Source organism: Brevibacillus sp. HB1.2, from assembly GCF_013332495.1.
In the GTDB taxonomy this organism is placed as follows: domain Bacteria; phylum Bacillota; class Bacilli; order Brevibacillales; family Brevibacillaceae; genus Brevibacillus; species Brevibacillus porteri.
Genome location: NZ_JABMIU010000004.1, coordinates 1 through 23,696, shown reverse-complemented (window position 1 = coordinate 23,696; position 23,696 = coordinate 1). Strand labels below are relative to the sequence as shown.

Annotated in this window: 25 protein-coding genes and 2 other annotated features; of the genes, 17 read left to right on the top strand and 8 right to left on the bottom strand. The window is 48.1% G+C overall.

The annotated features are described in order from the left end of the window. Positions 1 to 63: 63 nt before the first annotated feature. Together HPY28_RS11585 and HPY28_RS11580 are read left to right on the top strand one after the other, a co-directional pair. Positions 64 to 294 carry a YneF family protein gene (locus HPY28_RS11585; RefSeq protein ID WP_012684742.1) on the top strand — a complete coding sequence of 77 codons (231 nt, stop codon included), beginning with the start codon at positions 64 to 66 and terminating at the stop codon, positions 292 to 294. Positions 295 to 315: 21 nt separating this feature from the next. Then, the gene (locus HPY28_RS11580; RefSeq protein WP_017250129.1) at positions 316 to 495 is read left to right on the top strand and encodes a hypothetical protein; all 180 of its coding nucleotides are present in this window, start codon (positions 316 to 318) and stop codon (positions 493 to 495) included. A 50-nt stretch (positions 496 to 545) separates the two neighbouring features. On the opposite strand, the gene HPY28_RS11575 is transcribed toward HPY28_RS11580, so the two are convergent. After that, positions 546 to 1,427: a LysR family transcriptional regulator gene (locus tag HPY28_RS11575; protein WP_174225106.1), complete on the bottom strand. Its 882-nt coding sequence runs from the start codon at positions 1,425 to 1,427 to the stop codon at positions 546 to 548. 149 nt (positions 1,428 to 1,576) lie between these two features. Here HPY28_RS11575 and HPY28_RS11570 point away from each other — a divergent pair, with 149 nt between their 5' ends. Continuing rightward, positions 1,577 to 2,944, top strand: coding sequence for an MFS transporter (locus HPY28_RS11570; protein ID WP_174225107.1), 1,368 nt, complete (start codon positions 1,577 to 1,579; stop codon positions 2,942 to 2,944). 81 nt (positions 2,945 to 3,025) lie between these two features. Beyond that, positions 3,026 to 3,294: a binding site (T-box leader), on the top strand. A 41-nt stretch (positions 3,295 to 3,335) separates the two neighbouring features. After that, positions 3,336 to 3,570, top strand: a binding site (T-box leader). Between the two features lie 60 nt (positions 3,571 to 3,630). Beyond that, positions 3,631 to 5,175, top strand: coding sequence for a 2-isopropylmalate synthase (locus HPY28_RS11565; protein WP_017250133.1), 1,545 nt, complete (start codon positions 3,631 to 3,633; stop codon positions 5,173 to 5,175). A gap of 564 nt (positions 5,176 to 5,739) precedes the next feature. Here the strand turns inward: HPY28_RS11565 and HPY28_RS11560 are convergent. Then, the gene (locus tag HPY28_RS11560) at positions 5,740 to 6,510 is read right to left on the bottom strand and encodes a sulfite exporter TauE/SafE family protein (RefSeq protein ID WP_173618037.1); all 771 of its coding nucleotides are present in this window, start codon (positions 6,508 to 6,510) and stop codon (positions 5,740 to 5,742) included. Positions 6,511 to 6,701: 191 nt separating this feature from the next. Here HPY28_RS11560 and HPY28_RS11555 point away from each other — a divergent pair, with 191 nt between their 5' ends. The 4 genes from HPY28_RS11555 to HPY28_RS11540 all read left to right on the top strand — a co-directional run bounded on the left by HPY28_RS11555 (position 6,702) and on the right by HPY28_RS11540 (position 9,687). Beyond that, a complete protein-coding gene (locus tag HPY28_RS11555; RefSeq protein ID WP_012684750.1) occupies positions 6,702 to 7,310 on the top strand; it encodes a superoxide dismutase in 609 nt (202 codons plus the stop codon). Between the two features lie 173 nt (positions 7,311 to 7,483). Continuing rightward, entirely contained in the window at positions 7,484 to 8,278 is a 795-nt protein-coding gene (locus HPY28_RS11550) for a dioxygenase family protein (RefSeq protein WP_017250135.1), read from the top strand. Then, positions 8,278 to 9,168: an RNA polymerase sigma factor SigJ gene (sigJ, locus tag HPY28_RS11545; RefSeq protein ID WP_174225108.1), complete on the top strand. Its 891-nt coding sequence runs from the start codon at positions 8,278 to 8,280 to the stop codon at positions 9,166 to 9,168. Before HPY28_RS11550 ends, sigJ begins: the two co-directional genes overlap by 1 nt. A gap of 72 nt (positions 9,169 to 9,240) precedes the next feature. Then, positions 9,241 to 9,687 (top strand): carboxymuconolactone decarboxylase family protein, encoded by a 447-nt coding sequence (locus HPY28_RS11540; protein ID WP_174225136.1) that lies wholly within the window; start codon positions 9,241 to 9,243, stop codon positions 9,685 to 9,687. 56 nt (positions 9,688 to 9,743) lie between these two features. Here HPY28_RS11540 and HPY28_RS11535 read toward each other — a convergent pair whose 3' ends face one another. Together HPY28_RS11535 and HPY28_RS11530 are read right to left on the bottom strand one after the other, a co-directional pair. Then, on the bottom strand, positions 9,744 to 10,289 hold the full coding sequence (locus HPY28_RS11535) for a pyridoxamine 5'-phosphate oxidase family protein (RefSeq protein WP_174230606.1): 546 nt from the start codon (positions 10,287 to 10,289) through the stop codon (positions 9,744 to 9,746). A 142-nt stretch (positions 10,290 to 10,431) separates the two neighbouring features. Beyond that, entirely contained in the window at positions 10,432 to 11,421 is a 990-nt protein-coding gene (locus HPY28_RS11530) for a metal-dependent hydrolase (protein WP_017250139.1), read from the bottom strand. A 159-nt stretch (positions 11,422 to 11,580) separates the two neighbouring features. On the opposite strand from HPY28_RS11530, the gene HPY28_RS11525 reads away from it, so the two are divergent. Further along, complete coding sequence (locus tag HPY28_RS11525) at positions 11,581 to 11,871, top strand: MFS transporter (RefSeq protein ID WP_017250140.1); 291 nt, start codon at positions 11,581 to 11,583, stop codon at positions 11,869 to 11,871. 21 nt (positions 11,872 to 11,892) lie between these two features. Then, a complete protein-coding gene (gene mutY, locus HPY28_RS11520; protein WP_173622785.1) occupies positions 11,893 to 12,999 on the top strand; it encodes an A/G-specific adenine glycosylase in 1,107 nt (368 codons plus the stop codon). 37 nt (positions 13,000 to 13,036) lie between these two features. On the opposite strand, the gene HPY28_RS11515 is transcribed toward mutY, so the two are convergent. From HPY28_RS11515 to HPY28_RS11505, 3 genes are all read right to left on the bottom strand, one after another. Next, positions 13,037 to 13,813 (bottom strand): Cof-type HAD-IIB family hydrolase, encoded by a 777-nt coding sequence (locus tag HPY28_RS11515; RefSeq protein ID WP_174225109.1) that lies wholly within the window; start codon positions 13,811 to 13,813, stop codon positions 13,037 to 13,039. A gap of 119 nt (positions 13,814 to 13,932) precedes the next feature. Beyond that, positions 13,933 to 14,091 carry a hypothetical protein gene (locus tag HPY28_RS11510; protein ID WP_007729792.1) on the bottom strand — a complete coding sequence of 53 codons (159 nt, stop codon included), beginning with the start codon at positions 14,089 to 14,091 and terminating at the stop codon, positions 13,933 to 13,935. 142 nt (positions 14,092 to 14,233) lie between these two features. Next, positions 14,234 to 14,386, bottom strand: a complete 153-nt coding sequence (locus tag HPY28_RS11505; protein ID WP_017250143.1) for a hypothetical protein — start codon at positions 14,384 to 14,386, stop codon at positions 14,234 to 14,236. A 545-nt stretch (positions 14,387 to 14,931) separates the two neighbouring features. On the opposite strand from HPY28_RS11505, the gene HPY28_RS11500 reads away from it, so the two are divergent. Next, positions 14,932 to 16,899, top strand: a complete 1,968-nt coding sequence (locus tag HPY28_RS11500) for a methyl-accepting chemotaxis protein (protein ID WP_174230605.1) — start codon at positions 14,932 to 14,934, stop codon at positions 16,897 to 16,899. A 48-nt stretch (positions 16,900 to 16,947) separates the two neighbouring features. On the opposite strand, the gene HPY28_RS11495 is transcribed toward HPY28_RS11500, so the two are convergent. Then, complete coding sequence (locus HPY28_RS11495) at positions 16,948 to 17,172, bottom strand: hypothetical protein (RefSeq protein ID WP_017250146.1); 225 nt, start codon at positions 17,170 to 17,172, stop codon at positions 16,948 to 16,950. 196 nt (positions 17,173 to 17,368) lie between these two features. On the opposite strand from HPY28_RS11495, the gene fabL reads away from it, so the two are divergent. From fabL to HPY28_RS11465, 6 genes are all read left to right on the top strand, one after another. After that, positions 17,369 to 18,127, top strand: a complete 759-nt coding sequence (gene fabL / locus HPY28_RS11490) for an enoyl-[acyl-carrier-protein] reductase FabL (protein ID WP_017250147.1) — start codon at positions 17,369 to 17,371, stop codon at positions 18,125 to 18,127. A gap of 111 nt (positions 18,128 to 18,238) precedes the next feature. Next, a complete protein-coding gene (locus HPY28_RS11485) occupies positions 18,239 to 18,652 on the top strand; it encodes a GNAT family N-acetyltransferase (RefSeq protein ID WP_017250148.1) in 414 nt (137 codons plus the stop codon). Positions 18,653 to 18,700: 48 nt separating this feature from the next. Further along, a complete protein-coding gene (locus HPY28_RS11480) occupies positions 18,701 to 19,237 on the top strand; it encodes a DUF402 domain-containing protein (RefSeq protein WP_007729805.1) in 537 nt (178 codons plus the stop codon). 57 nt (positions 19,238 to 19,294) lie between these two features. Next, positions 19,295 to 21,076: an ABC transporter ATP-binding protein gene (locus HPY28_RS11475; RefSeq protein ID WP_174225111.1), complete on the top strand. Its 1,782-nt coding sequence runs from the start codon at positions 19,295 to 19,297 to the stop codon at positions 21,074 to 21,076. 24 nt (positions 21,077 to 21,100) lie between these two features. Continuing rightward, entirely contained in the window at positions 21,101 to 22,321 is a 1,221-nt protein-coding gene (locus HPY28_RS11470) for an MFS transporter (protein ID WP_017250150.1), read from the top strand. 116 nt (positions 22,322 to 22,437) lie between these two features. Further along, positions 22,438 to 23,667, top strand: a complete 1,230-nt coding sequence (locus tag HPY28_RS11465) for an MFS transporter (protein ID WP_174230604.1) — start codon at positions 22,438 to 22,440, stop codon at positions 23,665 to 23,667. Positions 23,668 to 23,696: the final 29 nt, after the last annotated feature.

Sequence of the window (23,696 nt, the reverse complement as noted above, 5' to 3'; positions counted from 1 at the left end):
GATAGCTCAACTATGGTACAATAAAAGAGTTCATAATTACGTATAGAGGATGGTAATGTATTGATGGCTTGGTACAACTGGGTAATTCCAATTGTTACATTGTTAATCGGTCTCGCTGGTGGATTTTATGGAGGGACTTATTTATTGAAAAAACAAATGTCCAACATGCAAATGGACGACAAGCAGCTTCAAGCCATGGCCCGTTCAATGGGGATGAATCTCAACCAAAAGCAGCTTAAACAAATGAGCCGTACGATGAAAAACATGAAAATGCCAAATAAATTCGGGAAGTAGCGTGAAAGGGAGTGTCGTTTGATGGGGGCGACCCGGCTGCGCTACACGATGATCGGTTTTATAATCGGGGTGTTTATCGTGTATTTGAAAGACCTGCCGCTTGCTGAAGGAACTCGGTTTGCGGCCCCTTTTTACGGAGCGGGGATTGGACTGCTCATTGACGGCATTATTTTACGTATGAAAAAAAGAAAACAAGAGTAGGGGAAGAGCCTGGCGAATGATGCCAGGCTTTTTTTCTTTTGGGAAGGGGCTTATTTTTCAAGAGAATCAGCAAAATACTGGACGATAAAATCACAGAATTTGCGTGCTGCCAGGGAGAGATATCTTTTTTCGTGACGAATCATTTGAAAATGTCGCTGGCAGATCGGGTGTTCGATCGGAACCATGACAAGGTGAGGGTCTTCTTCTCGACTGATACAGCCATAGAGGGCGATGCCAAGACCTGCGCGGACCAGCTTTTGTATAGAGCCTGGATCATCTACCCGACAAGCGAATTTGGGGGTAATCCCTGCTTTTTGAAAGAACTGATCGTACAGCATTTGGATGGGAAAGTCCTCCCTGTAGCCGATAAATGACTCTTCAGCCAGCTGACTTAGACGAATACTGTTTTGTTTGGCTAAGTGATGTGTGCGGGGGACAGCTACATGAATATCTTCTTTCAATACGGGCGTAGTCAAAACATCCGGCACTCTGATCGGCAAATGCGTGAAGCAAATATCCACTTCGCCTGACTCCAGGAGGGTTGCCATTTCTTCGATGCTGGCTTGCGTGATCTGGAAGTGTACATCGGGATGGAGGGCGAGAAACTTCCCCAACGGTTCTGATAACAAATCCAAGGTTGACGTTGCCAGATGAATACGACCATGTTCCATTCCGGCCAGATCCGATACGACTTTTTGACCTTCCTCCAACAAGTTCAGTGCTTTATCTACACGCTCCAGATACGCCTTCCCAAATGTATTCAGCCGAATACGTCCTCGCTCGCGGTCGAATAACGGAACCCCGACATCCTCTTCCAACCGAGCAATGGTTTTGCTGAGAGCAGGCTGAGCAATCCGCAGCTCTTGGGCGGCTTTCGTCATATGCTGCCACTTGGCCACTGTCCGGAAATAGTGCAATTGCAACAATTCCATTCGATTCAACTCCATATACTCAGGTATATCAACTGCATATCAAAAGATATATTTTCGTTTATTTTAAAATCATTATAAACTACATCTAGCAAGGCAAACAATCACCTTCCCGGGAAGAAATCGGTGATAACGAGAGGTGTCTTTCCAATATGCAAAGCGAACCACAACAACAATCTGCTGAAAAAGTACTTCGCGTACTCGTGTTTACCCTCATGATTACAGTGATGAGTGCTACGATGTTCAATATCGTGTTACCGCAAATCAGGACAGAATTTCATTTATCTTTTAGCCAAGTAAGCTGGGTGACGTCTGCCTTTTTGTTAATCTATGCGGTTGGAACCGTGATGTACGGAAAGCTAGCCGATTCCTACAAGCTCAAACATTTGCTTACATTCGGATTAATTCTGTTTGCTATCGGCTCCCTTATCGGATTTTTCGCTCATAATTATGGCATGGTGCTTTTCGGGAGAATTGTGCAGGCAGCAGGAGCTGCGGTTGTTCCGGCGACGTCTTCCATTATTCCGGTGCGCTATTTTCCCCCGGAGAGTAGGGGGCGAGCTCTAGGGATCTCAATGACCGGGATGGCAATCGGTAGCGCATTAGGTCCCGTTCTTTCCTCTTTGCTGGTCAGTCTGCTCGATTGGAGATGGCTGTTCTGCATGCCGTTGTTCACGCTTTTTGCCGTGCCTTTTTTCTGTAAGTATTTGGAGGAGGAGGAGCAGCAAGCCGTCAAAATGGATTGGATCGGCGGTGGGCTTCTCGCAATCACGATTGCGTTGCTTCTGTTGGCTATTACGAATCAGAGCTTGCTGCTCGCACTGGGGTGCATCCTCTCATTCGTTCTGTTCTTGGTAAGAATTCGGACGACCGCAGAACCTTTTGTTCGCCCTGGCTTATTCCGGAGCAAACGCTATTCACTCGGGCTGTTCATTGCCTTTTTGATGATAGGGAGTGGCTATTCGTTCGCTTTCCTTAGTCCACAGTTGTTGGCCAATGTGAATCACCTGGCAACAGGACTCATCGGCTTTGTCATGGTACCGGGAGCAATTGTGACCGCGTTCTTGGGGAAAAAGGCCGGGATTCTTGCAGATAAGAAAGGGAATTCGTATTTATTTTACACAGCGTCTGGGTTGCTTTTGAGCAGCTTTGTGCTCTTCTCTTCCTTTGCGGGAGTATCTCCGTTTCTCATTGCCGTTTTTCTGATTTTTGGCAATGTCGGACTATCGTTTATGATGATTTCGATGTCAAACGCAATCTCGCAGACTCTACCAAAGGAACAGATCGGCGTCGGTATGGGACTGTTGGCAATGCTGAACTTTATTGCAGGTGCACTTGCAGCTACCTTGTTCGGCAAATCGATTGATGGAGGAGCTGCTGTGAGCTGGAATCTGCTCAATAGCTATCCTGGAGCGTCCGTCTATAGCAATATTTACTCCGCTTTAGTACTCGTGATACTGGGTCTCGCCTTCCTTTATTACAGACAGTTCGGCCGCAGCTCGGTGAGAGAACTCCATTGATTGGGTTAATAAAAATATTTTTATCGCTAGACTCCATTGACAACCAGATATAAACCGAATAAAATTTCAAACAATAATAACAATAACGCGAAGAACGGGAACAGTAAGTGGTCTGATCTGTTTAGAGAGCTGCGGGATGGTGCAACGCAGTCAGAGAAGCCAGTGAAGCTCGCCCGGGAGCGGCAGGACTGAACAAGATGTAGCGCTGCATCGAGCAGTAAGTTCTGACGGTTAACCTCCGTGATTGGGTTGTGCTGATCGACTAGGATCAGTACATGAGGTGGACTTCTGGCGAGTAGCTGGGGTCAACGAGAGTGGTACCGCGATAGACAAGGTCTGTCGTCTCTTCGATAGAGACGGCAGGCCTTTTTGATTTTCACAACGACATAGAGCAAACGCGAAGAACGGGAGCTAGTAAAGCGAATTTCTTGTCCAGAGAGCTGCGGGTAGGTGCGACGCAGTCAGGAAATGCTCGAATCTCACCCGGGAGCGGCAAGGTTGAACATAGACAGTAGACCTTGACGGATCGTCCCACGTCATCGGGATAGCGAGGTGGATTCTCTTTTGAAAAAAGAGGGGATCAACGAGAGTGGTACCGCGGCAGCCAAAAGCCTGTCGTCTCTTGTATATGGAGACGTCGGGCTTTTTTTATTGAGAAAATAACGAAAAATGAGGAGGCAATACCCATGGCAAAAAGAATTCATATTTTCGATACGACACTGCGTGACGGAGAGCAAGCACCAGGAGCGTCTCTTTCTCCGGAGCAAAAAATCGTGATAGCGAAGCATTTGGCAGACCTCGGCGTGGATGTCATTGAACCGGGCTTCCCGATCTCCAGTCCTGGTGACTTCATGGCGGTGCAACGTATTTCGCAAGAGGTGCACGGCGTGGAGATCTGTGGCTTTGCTCGTGCGGTGAAAGAGGACATCGATGCAGCCGTTCGAGCTACACAAGCGGCAGAGCGTCGCAGACTCCACATGTTCCTGTCATCCTCCAGCATTCATCTGGACTTCCAACTGCGTAAGTCGAGAGAGCAGGTGATTAAAATCGCCCGCGAGATGATTGCGTACGGCAAACAGTTTGTAGACCGGATCGAATTTTCACCGATGGATGCGACCCGTACTGGAGATGAGTTCCTGTTTGAGATGATCGAGGCAGCGATCGAAGAAGGAGCAACCATTATCAACATCCCCGATACGGTCGGATATGCGCTACCGGAAGAGTACGGAGCCATGTTCACTCGTGTCATGAAAAATGTCCGTGGCAGCGACAAGGTAGAGTTCAGTGCACACTGCCACAATGACCTGGGACTCGCGGTTGCAAACAGTTTGGCTGCAATTCGTGCTGGGGTCACCCAAGTCGAAGTAACGGTCAACGGGGTCGGTGAGCGAGCAGGGAACTGCTCCTTGGAAGAACTGGTAATGGCAATTGAGACGCGCAAAGAAGCACTGGATGCTGAGACTGGCATCAGACCAGAGCACATTTACACCACTTCACAAAAGGTGAGCCGTGCCATGAGCTTCCCGATTGCTTTCAACAAACCAATTGTCGGTCGCAATGCCTTTCAGCACGAAGCGGGAATTCATCAGGACGGCCTCTTGAAAGAGCGCAGCACATACGAAATCATGGACCCGGAGAGCTTGGGCGTACCTCGTAACATGATCATTCTCGGAAAGCACTCCGGTCGTCATGCCATCAAGCACCGTGTAAACGAATTCGGGATACAGATGACCGACGAACAGATGGAGACACTGTACGTCCAATTTAAAGAGCTGGCTGACAAGCAAAAAGTTGTTCAGGATCATCAGTTGCTTGAGCTGGTAGGACATACCGTGAACGCGGTACTGGAGCCGTTCACACTGGTCAATGCGCAAGTGCTCACCGGCACATCCGGAAGTCGTATGGCTTCCTGCACCATTACGAACAATGTGACAGGAGAAGAACAAGCATACTCTGGCACCGGAGAAGGACCTGTCGAGGCATTGGTGGCAGGCATCAAGCAGGCACTGCCGTTCGACGTAGAGTTTACGGACATGGAGCTGTATTCATTGTCGTCGGGAGAACATGCGACAGGAGAAGCGATCGTGACGGTCAGCGCTAATGGAAGTCATTTTAAAGGTGTTGCCGAGCATCGAGATGTACTGATGGCGGTCGCGCAGGCGTTTATGGCGGCGAGCAATCAGGCGGTGCGTGATCATCAGGCCAAAGTTGTTGCAGCCGGGGCTAACTAAGAGCCAAACATAAAAAGTCAGCCTGTAGATGGTTACAGGCTGACTCATCACGTGCTTATGGCTGTAGTGGGGAGAAGAATATTTCCAGTCTAGGCTCCTGGCTCCGTCCTGCTGGGGGTTAAGACTGCCCGCTCCGAAGGGATTCGCGGGGAAACGCAAAAGTGGTAGCCGCTTCGTAGTCCGGGCACGTTGCGTTTCTTTTGCCCGCTCATCCCTTCTCCGCTCAGTAGGACTCCACAAGTCGCTACGTCTGGAAATATTCTTCTCTGTCGTTGCTGAAGATTTAAAGTCTTCTAAAACCCGTTTAAGCATGGAAAGCTCGTAGAGGAAACAGGAGAAATAAGCGAAGATCTTAGGGATACCGACCGAGACGGAATGCAAAAAGCGAAACACGCTCTCAAGCGTCCACCTCTGAAAAACTTCCTGAATGGACTACTTTGGACGCGGTTTCGCTTTTTGCATGGAGTCGGGCAGTCAATCCCACAGCGGGTGGCCCTAGAAGCTGAGCGTTTTCTCCTGTTTCCTCCCCACCACTACAGTAACGTGCAAGAAGGTCTTTTGATATCAAGCAGTAAAAATCAACTCATATACCATCTTCACAATCAAGGTAATGGATACGACCAAGAACAACGGTCGGACATAACGTACCCCCGTTTTGATGGCCATTTTGGCACCAAGGTTAGCGCCCAACAGCATCGCGATCCCCATGATAAGACCAGTCATGAAGACAACCTTGCCCTCCATTGTGAAGACAAAAAGCGCTGAAATGTTACTGGCCAGATTCAAAATTCGGCCATTGCCGGCCGCAATCACAAAATCATAGCCAAACAAAAGCACCATTAGAAAAACAAAGAACGAACCGGTTCCAGGCCCGAAAAATCCATCGTAAAATCCGATTAAAAAGGTAAAAGGAATCCCGATGCCTAGCGTAAATTTGGTCAGCCCTTTGTAGTTGGAATCTTGACCGAAACGCTTGTTGAAAAGGGTGTAAACGAAAATGAGTGCCATCATGATAACGACAAGGATTTTCAAAAACTCCTGGGGAACGAACAGAACTGTTTTCGCTCCGAAATAGGCGCCGATCAGGGAGACGGGAAATAAGATCAGCATGAGCTTCTTGTCAAATTTACCGTTCTTGATAAAGGTGTAAGAACTGGTGGCTGATGAAATCGTGCCAGCCAATTTGTTCGTGCCAAGAGCAAGGTACGGTGGCATTCCTAGACCGAGCAGAGCGGGGAGGGAGATGAGTCCGCCTCCACCAACAGTACTGTCGATGAATGCTGCAATGAATCCAAAGACAGCGAGAAGTACGATCGTTGATAAGTCCATTTCCACTAAATATCACCTGATTCTCTTCGTTTGTAATAATCCAAGTCTAGCACGCTCGGTTTTGTTTTCAAGATAGAAATCTTTGAAATAATAAATAGATTAATATACTTTGCATACCGATTTGTTGAAAAACTGTTTGGCTTACAGTATAATGAAGGCGTAAGCTTGACCTACATAATTTGAGGAGGAATGTTACAATGGCACATCAACTTCCTGCATTGCCTTATGCACACAACGCTTTGGAACCACATATCGACGCTCAAACCATGGAGATCCATCACGGACGTCACCATGCTACTTATGTTAACAACCTGAATGCAGCTCTGGAAGCACACGCTGACCTGCAAGGTAAAAGCATTGAAGAGCTGATCAGCAATCTGGATGCTCTGCCTGAGTCCATCCGCACTGCTGTTCGCAACAACGGTGGAGGCCATGCTAACCACACACTGTTCTGGGAAATCATGAGCCCGAATGGCGGCGGCGCACCAACTGGTGAACTGGCTGACGCAATCAACGCGGCTTTCGGAAGCTTTGACAACTTCAAAGCAGAATTCGCAAAAGCAGCTACTACTCGTTTCGGTTCCGGATGGGCTTGGCTGACTGCAGAAGGCGGAAAAGTAGCAATTAGCTCTACTCCTAACCAAGACAGCCCAATCATGGAAGGTAAAACACCTATCCTTGGTCTGGACGTTTGGGAGCATGCTTACTACCTGAACTACCAAAACAAACGCCCTGACTACATCGGCGCGTTCTGGAATGTTGTAAACTGGGATGAAGTTAGCAAGCGTTTCGCAGCAGCGAAGTAATTGTAACTTTACCTGTCATAAGGCTTGTCGTTCTTTAAGAGCGGCAAGCCTTTTTTTGTTCAGAGAAAAGAAACGGCATCAATTTAGGATACACTTGTAACCGTAGTGATTATGAGATATAATACTTACTAAAAGTAACTAAGTTTAAAAAGTATAGAGGAGAGTGTACGCAAATGATGCCGTCTTTTTTCATTGCACATGGTGCCCCGTTACTTGCCATAGAAAACAATGCCTATACAGAAGCACTGAACCAATTGCCTAGCCTGCTCCCACGCAAGCCGCGAGCAATCGTCATGTTTTCGGCTCACTGGGAAGCTTTTGAGCAAACGGTGGGAACGATGGATATCTTCCCGACTATTCACGATTTTGGCGGATTCCCGCAGGAGTTGTATGAGATTGAGTATCCAGCAAAAGGAGAGCGAGAAATAGCGGAGGAAACAGTCCGCCTTCTTCAGGAAGCGGGCGTACCAGTTGCTCTCAACACGACACGCGGACTTGATCATGGACATTGGGTCATTCTGCGCCATATGTATCCGGATGCAGATATTCCTGTTGTTGCCTTATCAGTTAATCCGAACCTGACCGTGACAGAGCAATATCAGATCGGTAAAGCACTCAGTCCGCTCCGCGAAAAAGACGTTCTGATCCTCGGTAGTGGCGGAACCGTCCATAATTTTTCCTATATGAACCTGAGAGAGTCCGATAGTGCTACCTTTGAGTGGGCGGAGCAATTCGAAGACTGGCTGCAAACAACATTGACTGACTGGAATGTCGAGGATCTCGCCCACTACCGCGAGCTTGCTCCACATGCCGAAAAAGCTGTTCCCGCGTATGGAACCGAGCATTTTGTTCCGCTTGTGTACGTCATGGGAGCTGCCGACGATGAACGTACAGCGAAGCGCCTGCATATGAGCATCCGCTATGGAAGTCTCAGTCACACCATTTGGCAGTTTGGTGATACGAAATAATGACAGTGCACATGGGGGATGTTTATCGGGAGTATAAATCATTACTGTTTTCCCTTGCGTACCGGATGACTGGCTCGGTAACGGAGGCGGAGGACATTGTACAGGATACGTTTCTTGCGCTGGCAGGTACCGACATCCAAGACATTCACCATGTAAAAAGCTATCTGTGCAAAGCTGTGACCAATCGTTGTCTGGACTTATTAAAATCAGCCCGTTGGAAGCGGGAGCAGTATGTAGGGGAATGGCTGCCGGAGCCGATGCTGGACGCTTCGGAAACCAATGATCCCTTGCAAACAGTGATTGCCGAAGAAACAGTCTCGTATGGCTTGCTTGTTCTCTTAGAGAATCTACCGTCGACGCTACGTGCCGTTTTTGTGCTCCGAACGGCACTCGACTACGAATACAGCGAAATTGCAGCGATGCTCGAAATGACCGAAGTAAACTGTCGTAAGAAGTTTAGCCTTGCGAGAAAAAAGCTGGCTGAAGCAGGATATCAGGCGATCGTCCCTCAGTCGAATCGGACTTCGAGCTTGGTAGAACAGCTGATGCAGGCCATCTCCCAATCAGATGCGAAGTCGTTGATCGGACTTTTGACAAAAGATGCTGTGTTTGTCAGCGATGGTGGAGGGAAAGTCCGTGCGGCTATTCATCCCATCTTTTCAGACGAGCGGATTACTGCCTTCTGGATGGGTGTATGGCCGAGGTGGGCTTCTCATGCTACGATGCAGATTCGCTCGATCAATGGTCAAGATGGGATTGCCGTCTACTCCGAAGGTCAGCTGAAAATGATCATCCAGATCACAATGAATGAAGAAGAAGATCGCATTGCACGCTTGTACATGATGGTCAATCCAGATAAGCTTGCCCATTTGCAAAAAGAAAATGGATGATTCGTCACAAGAAGGACGCTTCACTCGTCTTTGAGATTGAAAGCAAATTCGAGTGGAGAGGAAAGATGAATGATGCAAGCTAGATTCAATCATCGTGCAGCAAATCCTGAGGCGTTACAAACCATGCTCAAGCTGGAAAATTTCGTGAATGAGAGCGGCTTGGACAAAAAACTGATTGAGCTGATCAAAATTCGTGCTTCCCAAATCAACGGCTGCGCTTTTTGCATGGATAAGCATACACAGGATGCACGCAAACTCGGTGAAACAGAGCAACGCATTTATTTACTCAGCCTATGGAGAGAATCCGCGGTTTACACAGAGGCAGAGCGGGCCGTCCTTGCTCTGACAGAAGCTGTCACTGTCATTACGGCTAACGGCGTTTCGGAAGAGCTCTATCAGCAGGTCCGCGAGCATTTTGACGAGAATCAGTACGTTGCCTTGATTATGGCGATCAATACGATTAACAGCTGGAACCGAATCGCGATTTCGACAGGAATGAGTGCTCCGTATAATAAGTAAAGATCAGTCAAGAAAAAGACACGCTTTTAGGAAAAGGAGCGTGTCTTTTTTCGTTGCTATACATCCATCTCGACTTTTCTGCCTGGATAGAACTGCTGCTCTTCGGAAGGTGGATTGCCTTTGGCGGTCAGCACGGTAGGCGTAATCCGGAAGATGGCGGTCGTACTGCCCATCGAAGAACGATACTTGAGGACATGCTGCAAAGGCAACGCTTCTGAATAGTAGCCGGGTACGTACTTGTCGATCATGGATTGCATCGCATCGCGCATCTCCTCAGGTTCAGAAACACGCTCAATTGTCCCAGCGATAAACACACTCATGTAAGCTGTATCGATATGGGCAGGCACAGGTGAGGCGATTGTGCCGTACTCCTCGCAAACACTGAAACATACACGGTTGTTGCCATTCATCATCTCGATTTTTCTGCCAGAATCTGCGCCGTGAAAATAAATACAGCCATTCCACCATGCAAAATTCAAAGGGAGGATGTACGGCTCGATTTCATTGGACAAGCCGAGATGGCCGACCTTAGCCACTTGCAAAAACTGGTCAATTTGCTCCTGATCAGTAATGGTACGCTTGGAATAACGAATTGGTATCATGTCGAGTCCCCCAGTCTGTCGTTGTTATTTTGATCGTAATGGGTATTTGACTAGGAGAACAGGTGCAATTTTGGTAAAAATGAACGGGTCAGATGACAAAAAAATAACCGCCCTCTACTGGAAGGGGCGGCAGTCTCGTCGATTACGAGCGTTTTGAATCCAATTTTTTGGTAAGCTGTTCTTCTCCGTGGTGGATCCAACCGACGAAGGAATCGCGGATGGTCAGATCAAAATTGAGGTAGACCACGGCGACGAACATGTAGTGACTTTTCCCTTGAAAACGGGAGCGGTAGCGCAGATCAATCCATTTGACCTCATAGCCAAAGGAGCGCTCCTTTGTTTCTACATGCACATGATGGGTAAAAGCGAGGAAGGACTGGACTTTGTAGCTTTTCTTGGCTGCCGCAATCCGCTCATTTTCCGGTTTGATGGAGAAGGTGTCCAGGATGACGACGTCGCCTGAAATGACTTCACCTACATACCAATGCTGGTCTGTCTTGGCGACGAAGGTCCAATACGTCCAGGAAAGCGTAGGGATGATGGTGAAGGTACCAGCTTTGCCGATTCGCTGACGAACCAACTCGGTCGTTCGTCTTTGCGCCTGACAACGCCAGTAATAGTATCCGGCAATGATCACGTATATCCATAAAAAGACGTGTCCTGGATGCGCACCTGCTGCCCATAGCATAAAGCCGACGAGATGAGCAGCGAAAATGAACGGATCGAAAATGAAAATGGCGTTGAGAGCCACCCATTTGTCGCGAAACGGGTACAGGCCCTTTGTGCCATAGGAATTGAACAAGTCAACGAAGACGTGTAAACAGACGGCTAGGAATATCCAGCCGAGCAAATGCAGCCAATGGGGCTGTGGCATCATGGCCTGGATGAGAACGAAAATGGCTCCCGTCCAGAGAAATAAAGCCGGAACCGAGTGAGAAACACCTCGGTGGTTGCGAATGTAGGCAGCGGTACCACGAAGGCGGACTAAGCCATCCAAATCAGGTGCCTGCGAGCCAATGACCGTACCGATCATGACGGCCACTGCAAGTGACGGAGTAGAAGCTACGACAGGATCAAGATAGGCGAGCCCGGCCAATCCAAAGCCCATGGCAAAATGTGTGGCTGTATCCATGGAATCGTTGTCTTCCTCCCTTCCTTCCACTTTTATTGTTTATTATAGCGTTTGCCTAAGCTTAATTCCCGCCCGTTCTGAAAATATTTGTGTGCTTGTTCGCACCGGGTGGGAAGGGTATGATGAAAGCGTTGAATCGTTAAAGGAGGAACATGTCGCATGCTAACGGTTTTCATTGAATACAAGTTGGATACTGAAAAACGGAGTCACGCTCTGCGATTGCTCTCCTCGATGTCTGAGCGAATGGAAGCGATGGGTGCACGTCAGTATCGCTCAATGGAGGGCTTGGATCAGCCCGGTCTGTTTGTTGAAACGTTTGAGGTCGAGACTGTTCACGTATACGAAGAAATCAAGGCAAACCGTTTGGCAGACCAAGACTTTTGCGACTGTATTTCCGGCGGAGCTGCGAAACTGCATGTGTGGGCGTTTCGTCCCGCGGAACTGGGATGAAAAGGAGTAGAATAAACGCAAATGGCAAGAAAAAAAGAAAGCTTGAAATATACCCTTCCTGAACAATTTCATGTGTTTGGCTTTGCCCAAGATTTGCTGGCCTGGTACGACTCACAAAAGCGGGATTTGCCTTGGCGGATCAACAAAGACCCATATCGAATCTGGGTATCGGAGATCATGCTTCAGCAAACACGCGTAGAGACCGTTAAACCTTATTATGCGAATTTCATGGAGAAATTTCCGACGGTGAGTGATTTAGCGAAAGCGCCCGAGGATGATGTCTTAAAAGCGTGGGAAGGGCTCGGTTATTATTCCCGCGCGCGCAATCTTCAAGCCGCAGCCCGCGAGGTAACGGTTCGCTATGGAGGAGTTGTGCCGGATACACCAGAAGAGATCGCTACACTAAAAGGTGTCGGTCCGTATACAGCAGGTGCCATTCTTAGCATTGCCTATGAAAAGGCGGAGCCGGCTGTGGATGGAAATGTTATGCGTGTCTTTTCACGTCTGCTGTATTTAACGGACGACATCGCCAAGCCTGCCACGAGAATCAAAATCGAGCATCTCGTACGCCAGGTCATTCCAGCGGGGAGAGCTGGTGATTTCAATCAGGCTTTAATGGAGCTGGGAGCGATGGTCTGTGTGCCGCGCACTCCGCAATGCTTGACCTGTCCGGTGTTTGACTACTGTATGGCCCGTCAGGAGGGAGTGGCAGAAGAGCTGCCGGTCAAAGGCAAAGCCAAACCTCCACGTCCTGTTGACCTGCAAGTAGGCATTATCATTCGCGACGGCAAAGTATTGATGAACAAGCGTCCCGATCAGGGGCTTCTCGCCGGCATGTGGGAATTCCCTACTGTTGAAACCGAACAGGAAAATGATGCTGCCAAGCAGGAGGCACTTGCAGTTGGTTTGCGTGAACGATTCGGAATTGATGTAGAAGTCATGCAGCCACTCGGTACGGTTCAGCACGTCTTCTCCCATTTGCAGTGGAACATGCAAGTATGGTCCTGTGACTGGATCGAAGGGGAAGAGCTCCCCGCTCATGCAAGATACGCAGCTTGGGAGGAATTAGATGCTTACACCATCCCGATGGCGCATCAAAAAATTCGCGAGCTGTTGGGACAAAAATAACGATTAGGCAAAGCTGTCGAGCATTTCTCGGCAGCTTTTATTTCATCAGACCGATGTGACGCAAGCCGTGAGATATCCCGCCATCATCGACGTGCCGTGTTACGTAATTGGCATGCGGCAACAAAGCTTCATGCGCATTGCCCATCGCGATTCCCATCCCGACATAAGACAGCATTTCTTTGTCATTCAGACCGTCTCCAAAAGCAACCGCCTTACTTGGCGCAAGCCCGATATGCGAGAGGAGGGCTTCAATACCGAGGGCTTTTGAACCGCCTTTCGCAAAAACATCCATACAATACTCATGCCAGCGTATAAACGAGAGAGCCGGAATCGCTTCTCTGTACTGTTGTTCGTGCGCTTCTGGTGTAAACAACAGCGCCTGATAAATATTTTCAGAATGGGCGAAGTTTGCATTGTGATCAGGGGAATCAAGCTTCAATTGCTGAAAGGTCCAATCCAAATAAGGATGCTGCTTATGAGTAGAAAAGCCCGCCGTACTGCCTTGAAACACGATGGGATGGTCGTGCTGGTCTGCGATCTGCTGCAATTGATCGAGTGTTGTGGTCGGGATGGGGCGATCATAAATGGTTTTTCCTTGATAGACGACATATGCGCCATTGCAACTGATATACGAATCGATGCCGCACTGCTGGGCAAGCTCGTCAAAATAATAATGAGCTCTGCCTGTTGCTAAGACGACCTCGATCTTGTTTCTTTGTAGCTCTTGAATCGCTTCGAGTGTATCCGGTGGTATGATTTTCTCTTCATTGACGAGTGTTCCATCAATGTCTATAAAGACGATTTGATACTCCATGATTTCACTCCCCACTTTTCTCTTTTGAATCCATTATAAAGCTTCGAGAGAGGGGAAGAGCAGTGGAAAATAAAAAGATCATGCCCCCGCAGACATGATCTTTGTAAAACCGTTTCTTTTTATCGAATCAAAAACTCTGGAAATTGTGTGACGATCTGATGCTTTTGTTCTTCGATGCGTTTCAGCGCTTGCTGTTGCATGTATTTTGCTTCAATTTGCTTCGGTGTCAATTTCCGTTTCTCAATTATGATTGTGAAGAAAATCATTGGAATGTACATGAGTGTATCCCTCCCATCCCGTTAGTTTGGTGCAGTCAGCTACCATCTATCGCTTTGACTCCCGTAAACCTCATCATCTGACGCCGTTGTTTGTTTTTCATACTAAAATCCCTCCTGTAGTCAAGTAATCGTGTTTCGTCCATTAAATACGGCTCACAAATTGTGCTGCTTGAAAAGCATGTTCTTCGGCGCGTTCTTCGAGATAGCGACAGCGAGCAGATTCTGCGAAAAGTGTCTCCGCTTGTTCCTTATTGCGTTCAATCTTGACTGTGAAAAGCAAAAAGTTCAGTACCATTACCAATCACCCCCTTTCAAGGTGGAAAATGTTAATTGAAGAGAAAGAAAAAGACCACGGGCGAAAGCCTGCGGTCTTCTGGCATCAACAAACGGACATGCCGTTTTGAAGGGCATAGAAAGACCACAAGCAACAACGCCTGTGGTCGGTAATAGACGAAATGGAAATGTTGAAGAGTACGAATACTACTGGAATTCGTCGACCCAGGAGGCGCTGCTATATTCAGTTAAAACATCCACAAGACGATCAATAAGAGCTGGATTTGGATTCATTGCTATCATCATCATGGTGCTGCCTCCTTTCTTTCCGTAGTAGTAGTGGTAGTAGTAGTAGTGTGTGGAACGTACTCTTAGAATATGGCATTTTTTTCTTGTTGTAAAGCGATTTTTTACCTATTTCTAGAAGAAAGTATATTCTGAATATAATAAAAAATAATAAATAATAAACGAATGTGCAGTTTAGTGGGCAAATGAAGGTTTACCATTAGGCATATAGCGGGTATCAATATAGGACAATCATGACACGCAGAAAGGTGATGCTAGCGAATGAAAACCCCCAGACTCACTGTAAAATCCAAGCTGATCGCTACATTTTCCACAATTTTAGTGATCCCCATGCTTTTGCTCGGGTTGCTCTCTTATCAGAGTGCCAAGGCAGAGTTGTCTGATGAATTGCTTACGACTGCCTCTGAAAACGTTCGGTTGATAGATGCGCTTTTGAACCACACACTGCTGGAGCAATCGAGGAATGTGGAATGGATTGCTTCTGATATTGTACGCCATGACATCTTGGAAGAGACCAAAATGGAAACGAAAAAGCAATTGCAGCGTTTTCTCGCGATGAACCCAGAAGTGAGTGAAGCGTATATCGGGGATGAGAATGGTGGCATGTTGACTGCGACTGATTCCAAGCTTCCCGACGGATTCGACCCAAGAAAGAGGGATTGGTACATAGCCGCCATGAAGCAACCAGGAAAGAGCGTCATTGTGGACCCATACATTGATGCCATAACCGGAAAAGTTGTGTTGGGAATCGCGATGTCCTTGCCTGATAAATCTGGTGTACTTGGAATTGATATTCAACTGACAGCGCTGGACGCGACGGTCAAGCAAGCGAAAATCGGTACCCAAGGATATATGGCGATTTTGGATAAAAACCGAAAAATGCTGGTCAATCCAAATGGAGAGTCTGGCGTTGAGGTTGCAGCGTCTTGGACGGATACAGTATATGCAGAAGAGTCAGGTCGTTTACAATTTCAGCACGAAGGAAATCCCGTCCAAGCCGTGTTTACTACGAACGAAAATACGGGCTGGAAGCTTATAGGCGTGATGTATGAAAGTGAAGCAGCAGAAGCAGCAAGTCCGATTTTTTACACGATGCTCGTGATTATCATTGCTGCGCTGGTGGTAGCTGGCGGAGCCATTTACGTGATTTTGCGCTCCTTACTCCGTCCTTTGCGTATGTTGACAGAAGCAGCGGAAAAAATGAGCCAAGGCGATGTGACACAACAAGTAGCTATACGGAGTGACGATGAGTTGGGTACGTTGGGCAAAGCCTTCAATCATATGGCGGAATCTCTTCGTTCCTTGCTCCATTCTGTGAATGATTCTGTTCAGCAGCTGGCTTCTTCGGCAGAGCAGCTCGCTGCCAGTGCGGATCAGACAAGCAAAGCGACAGAACAGATCGCAGAGACCATGCAAGCAATGGCGGAGGGAACCGAGCAGCAAGTCTCCCATACGCAGGAGGGGAACGCAGCAGTCGAACAAATGTCAGCAAGAATCGGTCAGATTGTAGAGCATACACAAAATGTATTCACCGCAGCCCAGGATTCGTCGGACTTGGCAGTGGCCGGAAACAAAGCCATTCAATCGGCTGTGATGCAAATGAACGCATCTAGCGAATCGATTCACGGTCTGGCAAAAGTTGTGGATAATCTGGGGACGCGTTCCCAAGAAATTGGAAACATCGTGGATGTGATTACTGCCATCGCTAATCAAACCAACCTGCTCGCACTTAATGCAGCAATCGAAGCGGCTCGAGCAGGGGAGTATGGACGAGGCTTTGCTGTGGTGGCTGATGAGGTACGCAAGCTGGCAGAGCAATCCGCAAGCTCAGCACAACAAATTAGTCAACTGATCACCGCGATTCAAGCGGAGACAAACCAAGCTGTGATCGTTATGGATCAGAGTAAGCATGAAGTAACGGAAGGTATTGAAAAAGTGAACGAAGCTGGCCAGTCCTTCGAACAAATTCAATCAGCCGTCAATGAAGTGGCAGAGAAAATCGGTCAGGTATCTGAAGCGACGCGCGATTTCTCCACAAGGGCACAGCAAGTGGTTGAGATCATCGGCCATATTTCCGAGGTGACACTGCAAGCATCTGATGGAACACAAAGTGTATCCGCAGCTGCCCAGGAGCAGCTAGCCTCTATGGAAGAGATCGCTTCCTCAGCCGTTTCTCTCGAACACCTCGCGGAGGAATTACAAAACCAGCTCGGCAAATTCCGTATATAAAAATAAGCCCGGCGCCGTGTTTACATACACGAGCAGCCGGGTTTTTACTTAATCGTAAATAGGTGACGAGGAATGATCCCATCCCCCACTGTCTCCATTCACTGGCCCACGGGATTCAAGCTCATGGATGACTTTGACGTGAAGAGAGGCTCCTTCTGTACTGAGATAAGCTGCCAGTTGTGAAAAGCTGTGATGGTAATAAAGCAGCTCATTCATTTCCCAATCAGCCAGTGGCACCATGGTTAATTCAGACAATTCCCGACCTATGTACACCCTGCCATTCCTCCTTATGTGGTAGTGGTTTGCCTGATACTGCGAGCTTAGTATGGCTATAGTCGAGAGGATCAAGTCATGCCGGGATTTTTTCCGTAGGTAGAAAAAGCGCAGGTGGAGTTGTATAATGAATGAGTGATTTTTATTTATTAGTACCTGCTATTAATAGTTGGTCAGATCGGGAGGTAATCTTTTTATGAATACAACGAAAAAAGTAGCACTGGTTACTGGCGGAACGCGAGGAATCGGAAAAGCGATTGCGCTTCAATTGGCGGAACAGGGCTATGACCTGGTGCTGAACTATTTGCGTAACCGCACTGCGGCAAGAGAAGCAGCAGCAGAGCTGGAAGCAAAGGGCGCTCGTGTCCATCTGATCAAAGCCAATGTAGGGGATGTAGCAAAAATCAAAGAGTTGTTCGCAGAAATTGACCAGGAATTCGGTCGCTTGGATGTATTTGTGAACAATGCGGCATCGGGTGTACTGCGTCCGCTGATGGAGCTGGAAGAAAGCCATTGGGACTGGACCATGGAAATTAACAGCAAGGCGCTGTTGTTCTGTGCGCAAGAAGCGGCAAAACTAATGATCAAGGGCGGCAACGGCGGAAAAATCGTGAGCTTGTCCAGCCTTGGGTCCATTCGCGTTCTTGACAACTATACAGCGGTTGGCGTATCGAAGGCAGCTGTAGAAGCGATTACTCGTTATTTGGCAGTCGAGCTCGCACCGCATAATATTGTAGTAAACGCTGTTTCTGGCGGAGCGGTGGATACGGATGCACTCAAACATTTCCCGAATCGTGAAGAATTGCTCGGTAGCTCAGCAGAGCGTACGCCAGCAGGACGTATTGTGGAGCCGGAAGATTTGGCTAATGCGGTGATATTCTTGCTCTCTGACAAAGCGTGGATGGTTCGCGGACAAACATTGATTGTAGACGGCGGTATTTCTCTTTTGACATAATGATTTATTGAAGCTGGAGTATGGAGTTGGAGACTTTGTGGTGTTGCGACACAAGACAAAGTTGTCCATGTGTTGTACAATAGAGGAAGAAGGTTACGAAGGAGGCAACACATGCTGATTCGTCCGTTTCGACTCGGTGACTATTCGGCTATCACACGTATTTGGCAGGAGACGGGGTTGGACCAATCGGACAAAGAGTCATTGAACGATTTGGCCCAGCATTTGGCTTGGGACAGCGATCTGGTAATGGTTGCAGAAATGGAAGGCAGAGTTGTAGGGGTCGTGGTTGGCACGATCGACGGTGCACGTGCCTATTTCTACCGATTGGCTGTACTTCCAGAGATGCAAGGCTCAGGTATTGGTCGCGAACTCGTTGAAGCAATTGAAAAGCGTTTCAAGCAACGAGGTGTCAATAACGTCTTGATCATGGTCAATCAATCAAATCCGGAAGTCCTTCCGTTTTACCTTTCACTTGGCTATGAAGTACAAAAATATGTTACACTTTCCAAAAAGCTCTCTTCTTAAAGGAGGCTTGTCCCCATTCAAATAGAGAAGAGAAGAAAGGGGAGAGTCATGTCACCAACTCCGGGCTCCAATATCCGCATAGAAAGTTATAAACATGACCATTCGTTGCACCGCATATGGGACAAATCTACGTTGATTCATACCAGTGATGCGGTGGTGATTGGGGGAAATGATCGGGTCAAGGTGACAGAAGCAGACGGGCGGGAATGGCGTACGCGTGAACCGGCCATTTGTACATTTGGTAGAGGCCAGTGGTTCAATACCATTGCCATGATTCGTGATGACGGTATTTATTATTATTGCAACATTGGTTCGCCCTTCAGCATGAAGGGACAATTGCTTAGCTACATAGACTATGATCTCGACGTAAAAGTGTTTCCCGATATGACGTACTCGATTCTCGACGAAGAGGAGTTTCTTTTGCACAGCAAACAGATGAACTATCCTCCATTTGTTGTGGAAAGAGTGCAGACAGCATTGCGAGAGGTGCTGGATTGGGTAAGCGCGCGACGTGGCCCTTTTCAAAACGGTTTCGTCCAACGTTGGTACGAACGTTATCTTTTAGTGCGAGATGATGAGGAATAATCCCTTTCCCGAATGACCGGGGGAGGGATTTCCTTGTTTGCAAAGGAGGTATGATGGTTGAGCATACGCCGCTATTTGGCTTATGTCCTGCCCTATTGGAAACAAATATTGGGCACCATATTCATTGGTATTATAAAGTTTGCGATCCCACTTGCTCTGCCGCTTCTTATCAAATACGTCATTGATGACCTGCTGCCAAGTCCGCTTCCTCAAGAGGAAAAGCTGAAACAGTTATTTTGGCTGATGCTCGGGGCCTTTTTGTTATTTACCGTCGTTCGCGCCCCTGTTGAGTACATCCGGCAATACTATGCACAGTGGGTATCCAGTCGTATCTTGTTTGACATCCGCAATCAATTGTTTTCTCATTTACAACGACTGTCGATGCGCTACTACAACAATACAAAAACGGGTGAGGTCATCTCTCGCGTCATTAACGACGTGGAATCAACCAAAAGCTTCGTGGAAACGGGATTGATGAATCTCTGGTTGGACCTGATTACGATCATCCTGACACTGGCGATCATGCTCTACATGGATGTGGAACTGACACTTGTGGCGATTGTCGTTTTCCCTTTGTACAGTATTTCAGTCAAATTTTTCTACAAGCGCTTGCGTCAATTAACCAAGGATCGTTCTGCGGCACTGGCGCGTTTGCAAGGATATTTGTACGAACGCGTCAATGGGATGGCGCTCATCCGCAGCTTTGCCTTGGAGAAGCAGGAAAGCAAGGAATTCGCAAAGGAAAACAATCAGTTTTTGGATAAGGCACTGGCGCAAACACGCTGGAATGCTCGAACTTTTGCTGTAATTAATACGGTGACGGATATCGCACCGCTCCTGGTCATTGCTTATGCTGGCTATCAAGTTATTGGCGGGAGCATGAGCGTAGGGACGTTGGTTGCGTTTTATGTTTATTTGGATCGCTTGTACACGCCGCTGCGACGCTTGGTCAATTCCAGTACGGTGCTGACACAGGCAATTGCCTCGATGGATCGGATGTTCGAGTTTATCGATGAATCGTACGATATCGTCGACAAGCCAAACGCGGGGGAGCTGCCTGTCGACCCTGCAACCAAACGCATTCACGGGGAAATCCGCTTCGAGAACGTGTCCTTCCGCTATCGGGAGGAAGGCCCTCTCGTCTTGAACAATGTGAATCTGAACATCTCTTCTGGCGAAACGGTTGCAATTGTCGGGATGTCAGGCGGCGGAAAATCTTCTCTGATTAGCTTGCTCCCGCGTTTTTGGGACGTGACAGAAGGGAAAATTACGATTGATGGCATCGATATCCGCGATGTGAAGCAGCAAAATTTGCGTCACCACATCGGGATGGTGCAGCAAGATAATATTTTGTTTAGTGAATCAGCAAAAGTGAATATTTTAATGGGCAATCCTGATGCGGATGACAATGCTGTGCAAGAAGCTGCGAAGGCGGCAAATGCCCATGACTTTATTAGCGAATTACCGAATGGGTACCATACGGAGCTGGGAGAGCGTGGCGTGAAGCTCTCGGGCGGACAAAAGCAGCGAATCGCGATTGCGCGTGTTTTCCTGCGTGACCCGGGTATTCTGATCCTGGATGAAGCGACGTCTGCACTCGACTTGGAATCAGAGCACACGATTCAGGAGTCTTTGTCTAGGTTGGCAAAAGGAAGAACCACACTCATCGTGGCCCATCGACTTTCGACGATTACGCATGCGGACAAAATCATTGTCATGAAAGAGGGACAAATCGTTGAGGAAGGCACGCATGAGCAATTGCTTGCGAGAAAGGGAGTATACTATGGCCTGTGGAGTGTGCAAGATCTAGGAAGTACATCCGACCCGCAACTGGGATAAGCAGATGGGATTGGAGGAAATCCGATGGAGATATGGCGCCGTAATTTATATGTACTCTGCGGATCCTTGTTTTTCGTCATGGTGGCGATGAGCATGATCATGCCTTTTTTACCGCTTTACATTCAGCAGGATTTCGGAATTGAAGACCCTCATCAAGTAACGGCTTGGGCGGGGATTATTTTTGGGGCCAACTTTTTGACGGCGGGCCTCGTCTCGCCTATTTGGGGAAATTTGGCCGATAAGCACGGGCGCAAGATCATGATTTTGCGCTCGGGATTTTTCATGTCCATTACCATGGCACTGACCGGTTTTGCGGGAAGTCTGTGGCAGCTTTTGGCCCTTCGTCTACTCAATGGACTTGTAGGGGGAATCATCCCTGCCAGTACCGCATTGGTAGCATCCTCTGTACCAAAAGAACGAATTGGCTATGCAACAGGGTTGCTTCAGTCGTTTATTACGGCTGGAACCATTATGGGACCGCTGTTTGGCGGTGTTCTCGCGGAGAAGATCGGCTTTCGGATGATTTTTGTGATTACCGGTTGCGTATTATTACTGGCGACCTTGGTCATTACGTTTATGGTGAAAGAGAATTTTGTTCCACCTGAAAAAAAGGAACGGTCGAGTCTACGGGAAGATTTTCAGATGATCTTCTCTTCCAAAGAACTCCCGGCGCTCTTTTTTGTAACCGTAATGATCCAGTTTGCGTTGTTTAGCATTATCCCTGTGTTGCCGATCTACATTTCGCAATTGGTTGGATCAGAAGGGGCAAAGGTAGCACTGTGGGCCGGTATTGTCCAGGCATGCATGGGGGTAGCAAACGTCTTTGCCTCTCCACAGCTGGGGCGTTTAGGAGATCGGTTTGGTTCGCAAAAGGTGCTCTTGTTCTCGCTTTTGGCTGCCGCAATCATCTTCATTCCACAAGGTCTGGTACATACGGTATGGCAATTGGTCGCGCTCAGGTTTTTGTTAGGATTATCGCTGGGAGGATTGCTTCCATCCGTCAATGCTTTGCTGCGACGAGCAACACCTGTACATATGGTCAGTCGTGTCTACGGCTATAACAACAGCTTCGTCAGTATCGGCAGCATGCTTGGACCGATGATTGGTGGCTTTTTGGCAGGCTATGTGAGTATTAGCGGAGTCTTTTACATGACGAGTGCTTTCTTGTTTATTAACGCAGGCTGGGTGTACTACAGCTTTTTCCGAAACAAATCTGTACAGCATTCTGATTCTGGAATAGAATAAAAGGTAATTTTCGCGAAAAGAGGTGCACCTCCATTGTGATGGCGAGTCGGTGTGAATAACTTCATATTCCATCAGGACGTATAGGCTGGTCCTGAACCGACAGGAGGGTGTGCTTTATGTGGCATCGACGCTTTATTTGCCTCTGGGCGGGTCAGACATTGGCCAACCTTGGGGATGTATTTTATATTGTCGCGTTTATTTCGATCATCTACGCTGCAACTGGCTCTGTCATGTACACGGCGTTTATTCCGGTTGTCATCGTAGCGTCGCAGTCTGTGAGCAGCTTGTTGGCTCCGTTGGTGTTTCAGCGATTGTCGTTGACGGGCATGCTCGTGCTGTCGCAAGGCTTGAAGACGATACTTTTGGCTGCAGCCTCATTAGCTGTCAGCAGCGGTGTAGGAGAGCAGGGAGAGTGGATCTGGCTGTTGTTCGGATTGGGGTCAACCATCGCCTTTATGGATGGCTGGGCAAACCCTGCGCGTAATGCCATGGTGCCGCAGTTGGTCGGACGAGAAGACCTCATGCGAGCGAATGGGTTGCTTGCCACTTCGGATCAAACTGTTCATTTTGCTGGCTGGGCCGCAGGGGGATTACTCGTTTCTTGGCTGGGAGCAGGTGTTGTTCTGTGGGGAACGGTTGGTGCCTATGTTGTGGCAACGATCGCAATGACAGGTATTGTACCAGCAAGCGAAAAGCTGCGTGAAGAACAGGCAGCTAAGGCGACAACAAATTGGCTCACTGGATGGAAGACAATTCGCGATGTACCTGTACTGCGACTGTTGGTCGCAATGGATATCGTGATCGGCTTGTCCGGGGGTGTGTGGATCGCTGCGATTATGCTGCCATTTGTCCTCGATGTGCTTGGACAAGGCGAAGAATGGTGGGGCTACATCAATGCCGGTTACATGCTTGGAGCCATTGCAGGTGGGACGCTGCTATTGATGTATGCGGAGCGGATGCGTCGCCATTTATTTCGCTGGATCATTTGCGGTACGATTGGCGTCGGATTCTTTACCTTTTGTTTTGGCAGCAGTACGAACGCTCTTGTGGCACTGTTGTTTTCCTTTGCACTGGGCCCATTTTTGGAAATGGTGCATGTAAGCAAGCAGACACTTTTGCAGCAAGAGACTGAGGAATCAGCACTGCCCTATGTCATGTCAGCGAAGGGGACGATTGATTTACTTGTCTTTGGCGCTTCTGCCTTGGTGATGGGGGCTATCGCTGAATGGCAGGGAGTCCGGGCTGTTTATTATGTATCTGCTGGATTGTTACTCGTTGCTTTCCTTTTTGCGTTGCGCTTGCAAAAAAAGCAGACGGAGCATTCGAGTGGGGTTTCCGTAAATTAAAACAGAACAGGCTGTCTTTCCGTAGACTT